Here is a 15,259-nt window from a genome sequence, read left to right as displayed (position 1 = left end):
GTTTTGAAAAGGCTGTATAGACACTTATTAATATCTTTTGGAATATTTGGCTTTTGTGTTAGTTCTGTAGCTAATACTATTGCTGATTATACAGATACAGTAAAACAATCTATACAAAATTCACCACAATACAAGTTTATTGGCTTTCAGTTAAACTCCAGGCAGATGGATCCAGCGATTCAACTAGGTAGATTATTACCTAGGATAGATATTGGAGGATCTATTAAAGCGACAAACATTATAGATCAAGAAACTATGGCAGATGGAGATATTGCTGGAGGGCGTTTTGATTCTATCCAGGGAAATATTTCATTAACTCAGCCATTATATGATTACGGAGCTTATAAGGATCTTCAATCAGCACAAGAAACAGCACAGTTTGCTCAACAGGATTATAGAACTAATTATCAGCAGTTCTTATATGACACAAGTTATGCTTATTTTAATTTAGCCAAAACAATAAAAAATGTTGAGTATACTTCGTATAACTTAAAATCAAATAAACAAAGCTTAAATGAATTAGAAAGTAAATTTAAAGCGGGTACAGCCGATATCGCTGATTATGAAACAGTAAAAGCAAACTACTATATTGCTGAAGCTAGCTATGCAGCAGCTAAACGAGAAGAAAAAGTTGCCCGAGCAGAGTTGCGTAAGTTCACTAATAATGATGATGATGTTGTTTTATATAGTAATGACTTTAAGATTAAGGATCCGTCACCTAATACTGAAGAAGGTTGGGAAGAGCTTACAATGCGAAGTAGCCCATCATATTTAGGTTCTGTACATACAAAAGAGAGTAATTACTATAACTATCAATCTGCGACAAGCTCATTTATGCCTAAAGTTAATTTTGAAGTTAAATACTCTCCAGGTTTTAATGATGTTAGTTCGCTGGGTAACCCCGTATTCGATAAATTCCTATCATCAAAAGGTACAGTAAATGCTTTTTATTTTGGGATTAATCTTACTTGGAGTATTTTTTCTGGTGGTACAGATTATGCTCTACTTAAAAAGGCTGCATATAATTATCAGTCTTCTGAATTTGATATGATCCAAACAGGAAGGGTTGCTCAGAATGACGCGATGTATGCTTTTAGGTTTGTTCAGCTTAAAAAGAAAGAAATCGAATCTCTGCGTAAATCTGTTGCAGCTGCAAAAATAGCTTATGAAAAGTATAAAGAAAGATATAATCAAGGAACGACAACTATTACTCAGTACTTTATACTTTTAAATAATTATTATCAATTTCTTATCCAGTTAAATAATACTGAGTTTGATTATATTATGGGCTTTTTGAGCTTGTATAAAACTGCAGGTATTTTAACTTCTAATACCGTTCAGGATTTTAATAACTGGTTAATACTAAATCAAGATGTGGAGTTATAATTATGTATATTTCAACTAAACTACAGTGTTTTTTATATCAGCAAGAAAGTGACTCTAAGCCTGTTTACCTAATTAAAAAATCAAATTTCGCAGATTGGCTTTGCAAGCAAGATAGTTTAACTCAAAATTTTGTAAAACTGTTTGAAAGCAAAAAAACAGTTCTAGCTATTCCTGATAATAACGGCAATATCGAGAAAATAGTATGTATAGTTACAAAAGATATGTACAGTTTAGCTGCACTAACTAGTGAATTACCTAGAGGTAATTATCATATAGAGTATTCTGAGGTTGGGGATTTATCCCTCTACTATATTGGCTTTGCATTGGCTAGTTATAAGTTTGAAAAATATAAATCTAAATCACAGCCGATTAATGTTAAATTATTCTTACCAGAGAATTATATTCACCTTTTAACAACAGTTGAGGCAAATTATATAGTTAGAGATATGATTACGACTCCTGCTGAAGATATGGGTCCTGAAGATATTTCTAATATTATCAAAAATGTTGCTAAAGAGTTTGGGGCTACAATTGAAGAAGTTGTTGGTGAAGAGCTTAAAGAACAAGGGTATATGGGAATTTATACTGTTGGTAAGGCTAGTCATAGACCTCCAAGATTAGTTAAATTAAATTGGGGTAATGATAATCATCCTAAAATTTCTATAGTTGGTAAAGGTGTGGCTTTTGATACAGGTGGCCTTGATGTAAAAGCAGCTCAGTTTATGTTGCTGATGCATAAAGATATGGGTGGTGCTGCAAATGCTATAGGTCTTGCTTATATGATTATGAAACATAATCTTCCAGTAAGATTGACTTTATCAATACCGACAGTTGAAAACGCTGTAGATGCGAAGTCATATCGCCCTAGTGATATCATTAAGATGAAAAATGGAACAACAGTTCAAGTTACTAATACTGATGCTGAAGGAAGATTGATTTTAGCTGAACCACTACATGAAGAGGCTACTAAAAATCCTGAATATCTAATAGACTTTTCAACTCTAACAGGAGCTGCAAGAGTCGCAGTGGGTGATAAAATTTCAGCATTTTTCTGTAATAATGATGATGTTGCAAGAGATGTTTACAATTATGGAGAAATCGAGCAAGATCAGACTTGGAGACTCCCGTTAGCTGATTGTTATAGAAAAAATCTTGATACTGAGTTTGCGGATATATCACACTGTGAGCTGTCAACTTTTGCAGGAGCTGTAAAGGCAGCACTGTTTATGGAGCACTTTGTAGGTGTTGAAATTGCTCCTACTTGGATTCATTTTGACATAATGGCTTGGAATGTTGCTAACTCTCCAGGTAAGCCAAAAGGTGGAGAAATGATGGGTGTTAGAACAATGTTTAAAATGTTGGAAGAGAAATACAGCAAATAAATTTTAAATAATTAATATTTACTTTATTTACTAATATTTTCGAAGTTGTATACTTTATTAATGAATTATAAAAAATCTTATTATATAACTATGCAAAAATCGTTATTAGAACAGCTTAAAGAAGTAACTATGGTAGTCGCTGATACAGGTGACTTTGAGTTAATTGAAAAATTCAAACCAGTTGATGCTACTACAAATCCTAGTTTGATTTTAAAAGCTGTTAAAGATCCAAAATATTCTAAGTTAGTTACAGATACTATAGATAAATTTAAGCAAAATAATCCTGAGCTCAAAAAAGATGATCTTATTAAAGAAGTTGCTATTGAGATATTAGTATCTTTTGGAATAAAAATATTGGATGTGATTGATGGGAAGGTGTCTAGTGAAGTAGATGCAAGAGTATCCTTTAACTCTGCAGAAACAATTGATTATGCTAGAAAAATAATTAAAAAATATGAGTCTTACGGAGTTTCAAAAGATCGAATTTTGATAAAAATAGCAGCTACCTGGGAAGGTATAAAGGCTGCTAAATTATTACAAAAAGAAGGTATTAATTGTAATTTAACACTTATTTTTGACCAGGTTCAAGCTCAGGCATGCGCTGAGGCTGGAGTTTACTTAGTATCACCATTTGTTGGAAGAATCACAGATTGGCAAATGCAACAGAGCAGACTTGATGATTTTCCTGCTGTAGTTGATGATGATGGTATAAATTCTGTTAGAGCTATATACAAATTGTATAAAGATTGTGGTTTTAAAACCATTGTGATGGGAGCAAGCTTTAGAAGTGCCAAGCAGGTGGTAGCATTAGCAGGTTGTGATGCTTTGACTATATCACCAGCATTGCTTGAAGAGCTTGAAAATAGTTTTGAAAGCTTAGAAGTTAAGTTAAAACGTTCTAATGACGTTAGTACCCAAGTGCCACAAGTTACAGAATCTGATTTTCGTTGGCAAATGAATGAGAATTCTATGGCAACTACAAAATTAGCTGAAGGAATTAGGCAATTTGCAAAAGACACCGTTGAATTGGAAAACATAATAACAAAACATTTATAAATAAGAGGTTAATATGAAAAAAACTTTATTAGTATCGGCATTGAGTTCTATTTTTATGGCTCCGTTTGTTTCTTTTGCTAATGATGATCAAGAATACTTAAATCCTAGAAGTGACACACAATTGCATTCTCAGCGTCAGATGATCAACCAGAGAAATAGTCAAGCTTCACAAATGCCTAAGAAACATCAATTAGGTATCACAGAAGAAGATATGAGAGTTTCCGGCGAATCAAGTAGTAAATCTCATAATATGAGTACTAAAAAGGGTTGGGGAAGTGCTAATGAACAAGAAAAAAAGTCAAAGAGTAATGAAGACTCGGATGATGAAAACCCTAACTTATCTGATTTAGCTAATCCTGCGCCTAAAAATATTCATAGTAATTTATCAATAAGTGATGAAGATAGAGCATTAAATAGGCAGATGATGTTTAAAGGTGGTTTTCAAAATAATCAGCCAAGAGGTATTGGTGGCTCGAGTGCTAACCTATAGTCAAAACATAATTGCTTACATTATCCAAATATACTAAAATCTATTAGTTTAAATAATTTAATTCGCTTAGGTCTTTAAATGAACTTTCAGTATAATAATTTTAAAATTTTAGAAATAAATGGATTAGATACCATAAGGTTTCTTCAAGGTTTAGCAACATCAGATTTAAGCCAACTATCTAATGATAATAACTTATTGATGACTGCTTTTGCCAACTTAAAAGGACGAATAATTTCCTTATGTTTTGTGAAGTATATTTCTAGCGAAAAGCTATTGCTTTCAGTTGAACAGGGCATCGTTGATAATTTACTTACTTGGTTAAAAAAGTATGGAATGTTTTCTAAAATTAGTTTTGCAGTTAATGAAGATTATGCATTGTTTTTTACTAAAGAAGGATTTTTAAATCATAATATTTTAGTTAAGAATGCTCTAAATTCTGATACTACATACGAGCAAATACAAAAAACTAATATTTTGAATAAACTTGCTGTCATCAATCAAAATAATATTGAGAAGTTTCTTCCAGCAGAGTTAGATCTTGATAACGTAGAAAAAGTTATTAGTTATACTAAAGGTTGCTATATGGGACAAGAAGTAATAGCTAGGATGCATTATAAAGCTAAGTTAAAAAAAGAGCTTGCAGTTGTAAAAGCAGACAAAGATATTGAAGCTTTGGACCTGAAGACTTGTGATAGTAAACCTCTAGCAAATGTTATAAATAAAGTCTATGTAGACAGTGTATGCTATATGCTGGTGGTGTTTCATAAAGAAGCAACAGAGGTTGAGTATCAGCTAGAAAATGAAATAATTATAACTAAATGCTAAATAATCTTAATCAGCAGCAACAGCAAGCTGTAAAATATACTAGTACCCCCTTACTAGTACTAGCTGGAGCGGGTAGTGGCAAAACTAGTGTAATTATTGAAAAAATTTCTTATTTAATAGAACAACTTTTGTATCCCGCTAAGAGTGTTTTAGCTGTTACATTTACGAATAAAGCAGCTAGAGAGATGCAAGAGCGCGTTAAATCTCGGCTTGATAAAGAAAAATCAAAGGGGTTGATGATTTCAACGTTCCATTCACTTGGTTTAACAATTTTAAAAAAACACTTTTTAGATTTGGGGTATAAGAAAAACTTTACACTTTTTGATAGTCAAGACTCACTTGCGTTAATATACGATATTGCATACGAGGAATATCAATTACCTAAACAAAATGCTGGGTTTATTCAATCAAAAATATCATTTTGGAAATCAGCGTTACTAACACCTAATGAAATACAACCTAAGGACGATCTTGAAGAGCAAGCAACTTTTATATATAAAGAATATCAGAAATATCTAAAATCTTATAACTCTTTTGACTTTGATGATCTTATATTTCAACCGATACAGTTATTTAAAAATTACTCAAATATTCAGAAATTATGGTCAGACAAGTTTAGATATATTCTCATTGATGAGTATCAAGATACTAATGAGTCGCAATATCAGCTTTTAAAGTATTTGACTCAGGGTAAAAATAAATTCACAGTTGTAGGAGATGATGATCAGTCTATATATGCATGGAGAGGTTCTCGACCCGAAAATTTACGCCATTTGCAAGAAGATTTCAAAGACCTAAAAGTTATTAAGCTAGAACAAAATTATCGCTCTACAGGCAGAATACTTAATGTTGCAAATAAGCTTATTGAAAATAACAGCCATATTTTTGACAAAAAACTTTGGTCAAATAAAGATTATGGTGAGCAAATTAAAGTTATTAGTCTTACAAATGATGAGGATGAGGCACAATTTATAACTAGTGATATTTTTTTTGATAGGGTAAAAACAAAATCTAAAAACTCTGATTACGCCATACTAATTAGAAGTAATTACCAAGCATACTTACTTGAAAGATATATGCAAATGCACAAAATCCCTTATACAATTAGCGGCGGAAGTTCATTTTTTTCCAAATCAGAAATCAAAGATATCATTTCGTATTTAAGGTTAATAGTTAATCCGGATGATGATAGAGCATTTTTACGTGTTGTAAATACTCCCAAACGTGAGGTTGGAAGTGCTACTATTCATAAATTAGGACAGTATGCAAGTTATCATCACTGTAGCTTTTTCCATACTTTATATAATTTAGAAGAGTTTGAAATACGTGATTTTACCAAAAAAAACTTATCATCTTTTAAAGATTTGATACTGAATACACAGCAAGAAATAAATTCAAGTATATCTGCTCAAGAGCTAAAAAATATAATTAATAATTTTATTGATAATATTTCATACCGACAGTGGCTTATAGATTCTAGTTCTTCAGAGAAACAAGCAGAGTTTAGATATGCGAATGTTATTGAGGTTGTTAAATGGATTGTTAACCAGCTTGAAGGCGAATCATATAATGCTCTTGAGTCACTTGCTTTAGTTTTAAATAAAATGCTTTTGATCGATATCTTAGATAGAGATAATGAGGATAAAAATGATAATCAGGTTCAAATCATAACTATGCATGCTTCCAAAGGTTTGGAATTCAAAAAAGTTTATATAATGGGAATGGAAGAAGGAATTTTGCCACATCAGCAAAGTATCGAGGAAGATTCCATAGAGGATGAGCGCCGATTAGCTTATGTTGCGATCACTAGAGCTAGAGAAAATTTGACTATAACAATGACAAAGCATCGTAAAAAATTTGGTGAAAAACAGATTTCTATTCCAAGTAGATTTATTGATGAATTGCCAGAATCGGATCTATACTGGGTAGGCACAGAAAAAGAGTGTGCAGAAACGCGTCAGCAAAATTCTAAGCAGAATATATCAGCACTTAAAGATATGTTTAGCTAGATTAATATTTTTTCTTAGAAATTATAATTATTCCTCGTGACTTGTTAGTCGAAGAGTCTTTGGACTGGATTGCTTGATATAAGTCAATAGTTCTTATCCAAGCTGAAGGGTATTTATATCTGGCGACGTCCATAAGCAACCACATATCTTTTTTAGGGTTGTATGCTGCTAGTGGCGAAAAATGTCCTCCTCCTTGAGCTCCCATATCACTACGTTTATAATTTATAATTATATAATCTCCTTTCTTCATTGATGATAGAGTTGTATTAAGGAACTGTTCTTGATTTTTAAATTCGCTCGCGTAAATTACTTTTTGCATAAGCCTTAGGGCCTATCGTTTTTTGTTTGTTGATTAGCTCAGCAGTTTGCTCAATAGATAACCCTTTTGCATATACCCATTGAGGAGTTATACCAGATTTAATTAAAGCTTTATTATAGAAAATATTATTTTGATCAAATATTGAATATTGCATATGAGCTGGTGATAGACTTGGCTCAATTTTTAGAGCATTTAATACCATGACAGCGGAGGCTGGACCACAGAATGTAGTGCCTTTCTCAGTGGTAAAATATTCTGCAAGCTGCCAATATTGTTGTGAGTATTTTTCTGGTGCTGATTTTAATAAATACTGTCCTTGTAAGCTAGAGAAAGCGATTGTATTTTTAGGTAGGACTAGTTGTTTTGCAAAACAACAGTTGATTAAAACTACTAAAAAGATAACTATATTAAAAGCTTTTTTCATATTATTTTAGAAATTTTAATTTGAAGTGTGTAATTAGACTATAAAAGAAAAAGCTTATAGATAAAAGGTTTTATATACTAATATAATAATCTTAAATAAGAGGTGTTGTCCTTAATACAATATCAAAAATTTATTAATTGTTTTTATCTGTGATAATATAGAATTGTTTTAAGTAAATGGTATATATTTTGATTTCAATAGGAAAATATTCTAGATTAAAGATTCTTGAAAAAACTTCGAATTGGCTGGTTCTAGATGCTTTGGAGCTTGGTACAGCAAACATTGCTAGTTCGGAATTCTGTGATACAGTAAGCGTTGGCGAAAGTGTAGAAGTTTTTTTGTATCATAACTCAAAGGCTGAGCTTATCGCGACTACAAAAAGAGTTCCAACCGTAGGTCAAGTATCTTATTTGCGAGTCAAAAATATTACAGGTATAGGAGCTTTTTTAGACTGGGGACTTGATAAGGATCTTTTTGTACCATTAGCCGAGCAACATAGACCATTTGAAGTTGGAAAGTCGTATATTGTCTATTTATATCTTGATAAGATTAATGGGCGTATAACAGCTTCTTCAAAGATCAATAAGTTCATAAAAGATTACGCAGGTAATGATATAACTCAAAATCAAGAAGTGGATCTTATAATCGCGAATTCTACAGACATAGGTTATAAAGCAATAATTAATAACAGTTATTGGGGAATCATTTATTCTTCAGAGGTGTTTAAGAGATTAAGTTTTGGCCAATCTGTTAAGGGATATATAAAAAATATTCGAGATGATGGGCGTATAGATCTGTCGTTACAGCTAGTGCACAAAGATTTAGATAGAAATGCTGATTTGGTAGAAAAGTATCTTGTAGAGCACAATGGTTCTGCTCCTTTTAATGATAAATCTAACCCTAATGATATAGTGCGCGAGTTTGGAATTAGTAAGGCTGCTTTTAAGCGAGCTATAGGAACTTTGTTAAAAAGAAAAAAAATAGTAATTAGAGAAGGCAGTATTCATTTAAATGGATAATATTCTGTAAATATTATATTGTTATTAAGAGTTTATATTAGTATAATAATGTCTTGCTCTTTGCTATGCAAAATAATTTTGTATAGCTTATCAGTAAAAAACTAACAATGATAAACCGGAAGGAGTTTACAAAATGAAACATTATGAAATCGTGTTAATGATTCATCCAGATCAATCTGAGCAGCTTGATGCTATGCTTGGTAAATATCGTGGAATCATTGAAGAAAAAGGTGGAAAAATCCATAGATTCGAAGATTGGGGACGTCGTCAATTAGCTTATCCTATCGAGAAACTTCATAAAGCACATTATGTGTTATTCAATGTTGAATGTGACGTTGAGTCTCTAGAGAAGCTTCAAGAAAACTTAAAGTATAACGATGCAGTTTTACGTCGTTTAGTAATTTCTAAGAAAGAAGCTGTTACAGAGCCATCAATTATGATGGAAACTAATGAAAAAGAAGTAATTTAATAGAAGGATTTTAAGATGAGTCGTCGTAAAGTTTGCCGTTTCACTGTTGATGGTGTAAAAGAAATTGATTATAAAGATGTGAATAAGTTAAAAGCTTATATTACTGAAACAGGTAAGATCGTACCTAGTCGTGTAACTGGTACATCAGCTAAGTATCAAAGACAGCTTGCTACAGCTATTAAAAGAGCTAGATTCTTGGCGTTATTACCATACTGTGATCGTCACTTTAACTAATACTGGAGGTTGATTACAATGCAAGTTATTTTAAAAGAAAAAGTTGAAAACCTTGGTGTATTAGGTGATATAGTTAATGTTAAGCCTGGTTATGCTAGAAATTTCCTTATCCCTTTTGGTAAGGCTGTTCAAGCTACTAAAGCTAACATCGAAACTTTTGAAGCTCAAAAGGCTGAGTTAGAAAAAGCAGAAAAAGCAAGATTTGATGCTGCAGTTGTAACTGCAGATGCTATCAAAGATAAAGTTTACACTGTTGCAGCTCAAGCTGGAGAAGGTGGTAAACTATTTGGATCTGTTGGTACTGCTGAAGTTGCTGAAGCAGTATCTCAAGCTTCTGGTAAAGAAATTGAAAAGAGCCAAGTTCGTATGCCGGAAGGAGTTATTAGAACTACTGGAGAGTTCGAACTTACTGTTCATGTATATACAGATGTAGATGCAGATATCAAAGTAAATGTTGTAGCTGCAGAAGCTTAGTTTTATAATATATAAACTAACACAATATCTTAATTAATATAAAAACCATGTGTTAGGCATGGTTTTTTTGTATATGAAATAAGGATTTTGATGTCAATGGATTATCAATTTAAAGTTGCTGAAACTGCTTATTCAGTTGATGCGGAAAAGGCAATACTAGGCAATATTCTTCTCAACAATGATAATATAGAGCTAGTTGAAGATTTTCTTCTAATTGATGATTTTTTTGATAAGAGACATAAAATTATCTATAAGCAGATAGCTGTTTTAAATCAGTCAAATACTCCATTTGATGTTCTAATTTTGAGTGAATATTTAGCAACTGAAGGTTTACTAAATGATGCTGGAGGCGAATCATATATTATTGATTTGGCAACTAATACGCCAACAGTTTCAAATATAAAAACATATGCAAATATTGTAAAAGATAAAGCTAAGCTGAGAAGTCTACAAACAAGTGTTAATGATATAGTTCAAAAAATATATTCAGCAGACTCTAAGAATCCTGACGATGTTATTGATTATGCCGAAAGCCGGATTCTTGATGTGGCTAAGGAAAGAGAGACTTTAGTTAAGGGCCCTGAATCAATTAAATCAGTTATTCCTAAATTAGTTGATAGGATGAGTGCAATAGTCGATGCAGGTAGTGGATTGACAGGGGTTTCTACAGGCTTTATTGATCTTGATAAAATGACCTCTGGCTTACAACGAGCTAATATGGGTATCATTGCAGCTCGTCCATCAATGGGTAAAACCGTACTAGGAATAAACATAGCTCAAAATGTTGCTAAAATTGCAGATAAACCAGTTTTAGTTTTTAGTTTAGAGATGCCGTCAGAGGATATTGTCACAAGGATGCTAGCTTCACAGGCTCGTGTAGAAATGAATTTGCTTAAAGAGTGTAATCGGCTTAATGATGCTCACTGGGTTAAGATTACAAGTGCAATGAAATCATTGAGTGATATGCCTTTATATATAGATGATACATCAAGCTTAACCCCAGCTGAGATGCGCTCAAGAGCTCGAAGACTATATAATGAGCACGGTGGTCTATCAATGATATTAATAGACTATCTACAGCTTATGAAAATACCTGGTTATGAAAATAATAGAACCCTAGAGGTATCAGAGATATCTAGATCATTAAAAGCACTTGCAAAAGAGTTAGATATTCCCGTTATAGCATTATCGCAGTTAAGTAGAGATCTTGAAAAACGTCAAGATAAACGTCCGATAATGTCTGACTTGAGAGAATCTGGAGCAATAGAGCAAGATGCTGACTTGATAATGTTTATTTATCGCGATGAAGTTTATAATAAAGAAAAAGAAGATAATAAAAATCTTGGTGAAATTATAATTGGGAAACAGCGTAATGGTCCTATTGGCACAGTTCATGTTCGTTTTGATGGGCAGTTTGCAAGCTTTGCTAATTTGACTTATGAGAATGACAATATTTTACCTGGTGATATAGGTTATAATGAATAATTTTATAAGAATGAAAGAGAAATTCTATGCAACAAGATAAAGTGAATTTACTTGGGTTAAATCAAAAAGCTATGGAAGAGTTTTTTGTTTCTATAAATGAAAAAAAATTTCATGCAAGACAAGTTTTTAAATGGATACATAAGAAAGGGGTCATTGATTTTGATAAGATGACAGACCTTGGTAAAAATTTGCGTAATAAGCTACAGGAAACTTCAGAAATATTTATTCCAAAAGTAGTTTTTAGCAAAGCATCGAAAGATGGTACGCATAAATGGCTAATTGATGTCGGTGGAAGTGCTGTTGAAACAGTTTTTATTCCAGAAGATGGTAGAGGCACCCTCTGTGTATCTTCACAAGTTGGATGCACTTTGAATTGTAGTTTTTGCTCTACTGGTAAACAAGGGTTTAATAGAAATCTTTCATCTGCCGAAGTTATTTCTCAGCTTTGGATAGCTGCTAGAACCTTATCAAAAAATAATGGCGAACATGATTTTAGTGTTACAAACATAGTTATGATGGGTATGGGTGAGCCATTGATGAATTTTGAGAATGTGGTTCCAGCTATGGATATTATGATGGATGATTTAGCATATGGGCTATCTCGACGTAAAGTGACTCTTAGTACATCTGGTGTTGTTCCTAGAATATATGATTTACTTGAGCAATCAGGAGTGTCTTTAGCAGTATCATTACATGCAGCGACTGATTCTTTACGTAATGAAATAGTACCGATCAATAAAAAGTATAATATTGACGAACTTCTTGAAGCATGTAAACTTTATGCTGAGAAAGGTCCTCATAAGCACATAACATTTGAGTATACATTGATGGAAGAAGTTAATGATAATTTATCAGATGCTGAAGGGTTAGTTGAATTGTTACGCTCTCGAAATGTTCCAGCTAAAATAAATCTTATTCCATTTAATCCATATCCAGGAACACCATATAGGAAGCCTAGTAATAATCGTATCCATAGATTTAAAGAGTATTTACAACATAATGGTTTTGTCACTACAGTAAGAAAAACTAGAGGTGATGATATTGATGCTGCATGTGGACAGTTAGCTGGTGATGTTATGGATAAAACAAGTAGAAAACAAAGATATTTAAAGAAGCTTGGTGATAAGAATGCAGGCTAGTTTTAAAAGAGCTTTAGTTACTATAATATGTTTTGGGATGCTAACTTCGTGTTCAACTCCTAATAGTTCAAACAGTAGTTCAAGCCCTCAAGTTCAAAAGGATAATAGAAATCAAAATGTAGAAGAGGTCAATTACTCTTTTGATAATAGCTCTTTCCCCAAAGCTAACTATAAAGAAGCAACGAGAATTAATTCTGAATTAGCTATAATATATTCTACGGAAGGGTATCTTGAAAGGGCTAAGACTAAGCTTATAAAAGCACAAGAGTTAGCAAAAGAACACAATAATAATTTGGCAATTGTAGATTATGCAGGTGGATATTATTATCAAAGCATAGGAGCGAATACAATTGCTGAAAAATACTACAAAAGAGCTCTTGATAATCATCCTAAAGACTATGAAGCTATGAATTTTTATGCTCAGTTTTTATGCATGCAAGAAAGTGACTATAGTCGCGCTCAAGAACTCTTTGAAGAATCATTGTTTATGTCAAATAATAATGATATGGCTCAAACATTATTTTTATACTCTCAATGTATGTATAAACAAGGTAAAAAAGATGATGCTCTAGCGTATATGAAAAGAGCAGATAAGTTTAGAGAGGACTATAAGGCAGCCAAATTAAGATTAGCCCAAATGTATTTTGAACGAGGTGAGTACAAAGAATGTTATAAGGTTATTTATGGCATGAAGAATGACACAGCGTTTTTTAATAATAAGCTTATTCTAGATATGAGGTTAAAGTTGGCAGAGTATGCGAATAATAAAAATGAAGCTGCGGCTGTAAGACTAGTTTTATCTTCTAATAACTATAATGATGAGGATATTGAAAAATTCTTTTCAGCGGCAGATCAAAAGGATATAAATGAAAATGCGTAGAATTAATCAAATGAGTGAAAGTACTCCAGAAAGATTACAGAAATTACTAGCAAAATATGGCATAGGTTCGCGTAGAAAGATAGAGGAATTTATCCAACAGGGAAGGGTACGTGTAAATGGTAAAGTAGCGACTCTAGGAGATAAGGCTACAGATAAAGATAAAATTAGTTTTGATGGAAAAGCCTTACATTTATATGGTCAACCTATGACTAGACCAAGAGTCATTATTTACCACAAAAGAGAAGGTGAAGTCTGTACTAGTAAAGATGAGAAAGATAGAAAGACTGTTTTCGATTCGCTACCTAAACTAGCTAAGTCACGTTGGATAATGGTAGGACGGTTAGATATAAATACTACAGGATTATTGCTTTTTACGACAGATGGGGATTTAGCTAATAGAATGATGCATCCATCTTATGAAATCGAAAGAGAATATGCTGTAAGAGTTTTTGGTCAACAATTATCAGATGAAACTTTAAGTAAGTTTAAAGAGGGAATACAACTAGAAGATGGCTTAGCCAAGTTTAACAGCATAAAATTTTCTGGTGGTGAAGGAGCAAACCTCTGGTATTATGTAACTTTATCTGAAGGGCGTAATAGAGAGGTTAGAAGAATGTTCGAGGCTGTAGGTGTTACAGTTAGTAGACTTACTAGAGTTAGATTTGGAGATATTGTTCTTCCTAAGTTTGTTGCAAGAGGAAAAACACTAGAACTTAATCCTTCAGAAGTTAATAAACTGAGAAAATCTGTTAAGTTAAAAGAATATAAGTTTCCTAAAAAACTAGTTGAAAGATTAGAGAAAAAATAATGGATTTTGTGCGTCAAGTAGAAGATGTTTTTGATATTGATATCTGGGAGTTGAAGCCAGCATATAGTTCTATAAAACAAACTCAAAGTGAAATCATAGATGAAAATTCTCACGATGCAACAAAAAAAGAGCTCGAAATTATCTACACTAATATGGTAGATAGTTCTAAAATTATAAACATACTTTTAAGTGAAAAATTAGATATTGGTTTTTTAAAACAAGTTGTTAATAGTTTATTTTTTAAGTCCAGTGTATCTATATATAAATCTAATGATATTAAAGATTTTAATGATTTAAAGGGGATTAATCTTTCAGAAAAAGATTTTATCTGTGATGATTGTGAGTTATTAAAGATTCAGAATAAAAAAGCGATATTATCAAATTTATACAAGTATGCAGATTTTAGAGCTTGATATTAGATTTCTAACAAAAACCATTCAGCTAGTAAGAGCTACTGATAAAGATTTTAGCTGGTCAGATAAACAAATCGAAGATTCATTAACTAATGACACCGTTTTAGGTTTAATGATTGATAGTGAGCTTGCTGCTATTGCTATTTTTAACTATATATTTGAAACAGCAGAACTTTTGTATATATGTGTTGATACAGCTACGCAAGGTAGAGGAGTTGCATATAAGCTTTTGAAATATTCAATTAATCATCTTGCCAGGAAAGAAGTTAAAGAAATATTATTAGAAGTCGACATCAATAATACTAAAGCTATATCTTTATATAAAAAAGTCAATTTTATTGAGGTATCATTGCGCAAAAACTATTATAAAAAAGCTAATGGTTATTTCAGTGATGCTTTGATTTACCGATTAAATATATCAAATTAATTTTGCCTATGCTATATTAA

The 15,259-nt window shown here is 32.1% G+C and carries 18 protein-coding genes; 16 read left to right on the top strand and 2 right to left on the bottom strand.

From position 1 onward, the window contains the following. Positions 1–3 precede the first annotated feature (3 nt). From F7308_RS07240 to F7308_RS07215, 6 genes are all read left to right on the top strand, one after another. On the top strand, positions 4–1,386 hold the full coding sequence (locus tag F7308_RS07240; protein ID WP_013923208.1) for a TolC family protein: 1,383 nt from the start codon (positions 4–6) through the stop codon (positions 1,384–1,386). A gap of 2 nt (positions 1,387–1,388) precedes the next feature. Continuing rightward, positions 1,389–2,768, top strand: coding sequence for a M17 family metallopeptidase (locus tag F7308_RS07235; RefSeq protein ID WP_013923207.1), 1,380 nt, complete (start codon positions 1,389–1,391; stop codon positions 2,766–2,768). A gap of 90 nt (positions 2,769–2,858) precedes the next feature. Further along, a complete protein-coding gene (tal, locus tag F7308_RS07230; RefSeq protein WP_041263961.1) occupies positions 2,859–3,824 on the top strand; it encodes a transaldolase in 966 nt (321 codons plus the stop codon). Positions 3,825–3,837: 13 nt separating this feature from the next. Beyond that, a complete protein-coding gene (locus F7308_RS07225; RefSeq protein ID WP_013923205.1) occupies positions 3,838–4,314 on the top strand; it encodes a hypothetical protein in 477 nt (158 codons plus the stop codon). Between the two features lie 78 nt (positions 4,315–4,392). Beyond that, positions 4,393–5,139, top strand: coding sequence for a CAF17-like 4Fe-4S cluster assembly/insertion protein YgfZ (ygfZ, locus tag F7308_RS07220; protein WP_013923204.1), 747 nt, complete (start codon positions 4,393–4,395; stop codon positions 5,137–5,139). After that, positions 5,133–7,148, top strand: coding sequence for a UvrD-helicase domain-containing protein (locus tag F7308_RS07215; RefSeq protein ID WP_013923203.1), 2,016 nt, complete (start codon positions 5,133–5,135; stop codon positions 7,146–7,148). Before ygfZ ends, F7308_RS07215 begins: the two co-directional genes overlap by 7 nt. A 1-nt stretch (position 7,149) precedes the next feature. Here F7308_RS07215 and F7308_RS10415 read toward each other — a convergent pair whose 3' ends face one another. Together F7308_RS10415 and F7308_RS10410 are read right to left on the bottom strand one after the other, a co-directional pair. Beyond that, the gene (locus F7308_RS10415; protein ID WP_041263758.1) at positions 7,150–7,467 is read right to left on the bottom strand and encodes a phytochelatin synthase family protein; all 318 of its coding nucleotides are present in this window, start codon (positions 7,465–7,467) and stop codon (positions 7,150–7,152) included. Beyond that, positions 7,436–7,891, bottom strand: a complete 456-nt coding sequence (locus F7308_RS10410) for a phytochelatin synthase family protein (protein WP_013923201.1) — start codon at positions 7,889–7,891, stop codon at positions 7,436–7,438. Before F7308_RS10410 ends, F7308_RS10415 begins: the two co-directional genes overlap by 32 nt. Before the next feature lie 188 nt (positions 7,892–8,079). Here F7308_RS10410 and F7308_RS07200 point away from each other — a divergent pair, with 188 nt between their 5' ends. The 10 genes from F7308_RS07200 to F7308_RS07155 all read left to right on the top strand — a co-directional run bounded on the left by F7308_RS07200 (position 8,080) and on the right by F7308_RS07155 (position 15,239). Beyond that, positions 8,080–8,910: a CvfB family protein gene (locus F7308_RS07200; RefSeq protein ID WP_041263958.1), complete on the top strand. Its 831-nt coding sequence runs from the start codon at positions 8,080–8,082 to the stop codon at positions 8,908–8,910. 133 nt (positions 8,911–9,043) lie between these two features. Further along, the gene (gene rpsF, locus F7308_RS07195; protein ID WP_013923199.1) at positions 9,044–9,379 is read left to right on the top strand and encodes a 30S ribosomal protein S6; all 336 of its coding nucleotides are present in this window, start codon (positions 9,044–9,046) and stop codon (positions 9,377–9,379) included. 15 nt (positions 9,380–9,394) lie between these two features. Next, positions 9,395–9,613, top strand: coding sequence for a 30S ribosomal protein S18 (gene rpsR, locus F7308_RS07190; protein ID WP_004287690.1), 219 nt, complete (start codon positions 9,395–9,397; stop codon positions 9,611–9,613). An 18-nt stretch (positions 9,614–9,631) separates the two neighbouring features. Beyond that, a complete protein-coding gene (gene rplI / locus F7308_RS07185; RefSeq protein WP_013923198.1) occupies positions 9,632–10,087 on the top strand; it encodes a 50S ribosomal protein L9 in 456 nt (151 codons plus the stop codon). A 90-nt stretch (positions 10,088–10,177) separates the two neighbouring features. Then, the gene (gene dnaB / locus F7308_RS07180; protein WP_041263756.1) at positions 10,178–11,572 is read left to right on the top strand and encodes a replicative DNA helicase; all 1,395 of its coding nucleotides are present in this window, start codon (positions 10,178–10,180) and stop codon (positions 11,570–11,572) included. Positions 11,573–11,598: 26 nt separating this feature from the next. Then, the gene (locus F7308_RS07175; RefSeq protein ID WP_013923196.1) at positions 11,599–12,711 is read left to right on the top strand and encodes a bifunctional tRNA (adenosine(37)-C2)-methyltransferase TrmG/ribosomal RNA large subunit methyltransferase RlmN; all 1,113 of its coding nucleotides are present in this window, start codon (positions 11,599–11,601) and stop codon (positions 12,709–12,711) included. Continuing rightward, entirely contained in the window at positions 12,701–13,591 is an 891-nt protein-coding gene (locus tag F7308_RS07170; RefSeq protein WP_013923195.1) for a CDC27 family protein, read from the top strand. Before F7308_RS07175 ends, F7308_RS07170 begins: the two co-directional genes overlap by 11 nt. After that, the gene (gene rluB, locus F7308_RS07165) at positions 13,584–14,399 is read left to right on the top strand and encodes a 23S rRNA pseudouridine(2605) synthase RluB (RefSeq protein WP_013923194.1); all 816 of its coding nucleotides are present in this window, start codon (positions 13,584–13,586) and stop codon (positions 14,397–14,399) included. Before F7308_RS07170 ends, rluB begins: the two co-directional genes overlap by 8 nt. Continuing rightward, the gene (locus tag F7308_RS07160) at positions 14,399–14,812 is read left to right on the top strand and encodes a hypothetical protein (protein WP_013923193.1); all 414 of its coding nucleotides are present in this window, start codon (positions 14,399–14,401) and stop codon (positions 14,810–14,812) included. The genes rluB and F7308_RS07160 overlap by 1 nt, the downstream gene beginning before the upstream one ends. Then, positions 14,793–15,239, top strand: coding sequence for a GNAT family N-acetyltransferase (locus F7308_RS07155; protein ID WP_013923192.1), 447 nt, complete (start codon positions 14,793–14,795; stop codon positions 15,237–15,239). The genes F7308_RS07160 and F7308_RS07155 overlap by 20 nt, the downstream gene beginning before the upstream one ends. The last annotated feature ends 20 nt before the right edge of the window (positions 15,240–15,259 follow it).

Origin of the sequence: Francisella salina, assembly GCF_000219045.1 — a bacterium.
GTDB classification, from domain to species: Bacteria; Pseudomonadota; Gammaproteobacteria; order Francisellales; family Francisellaceae; genus Francisella; species Francisella salimarina.
This window is presented reverse-complemented; position numbering and strand designations above follow the sequence as displayed.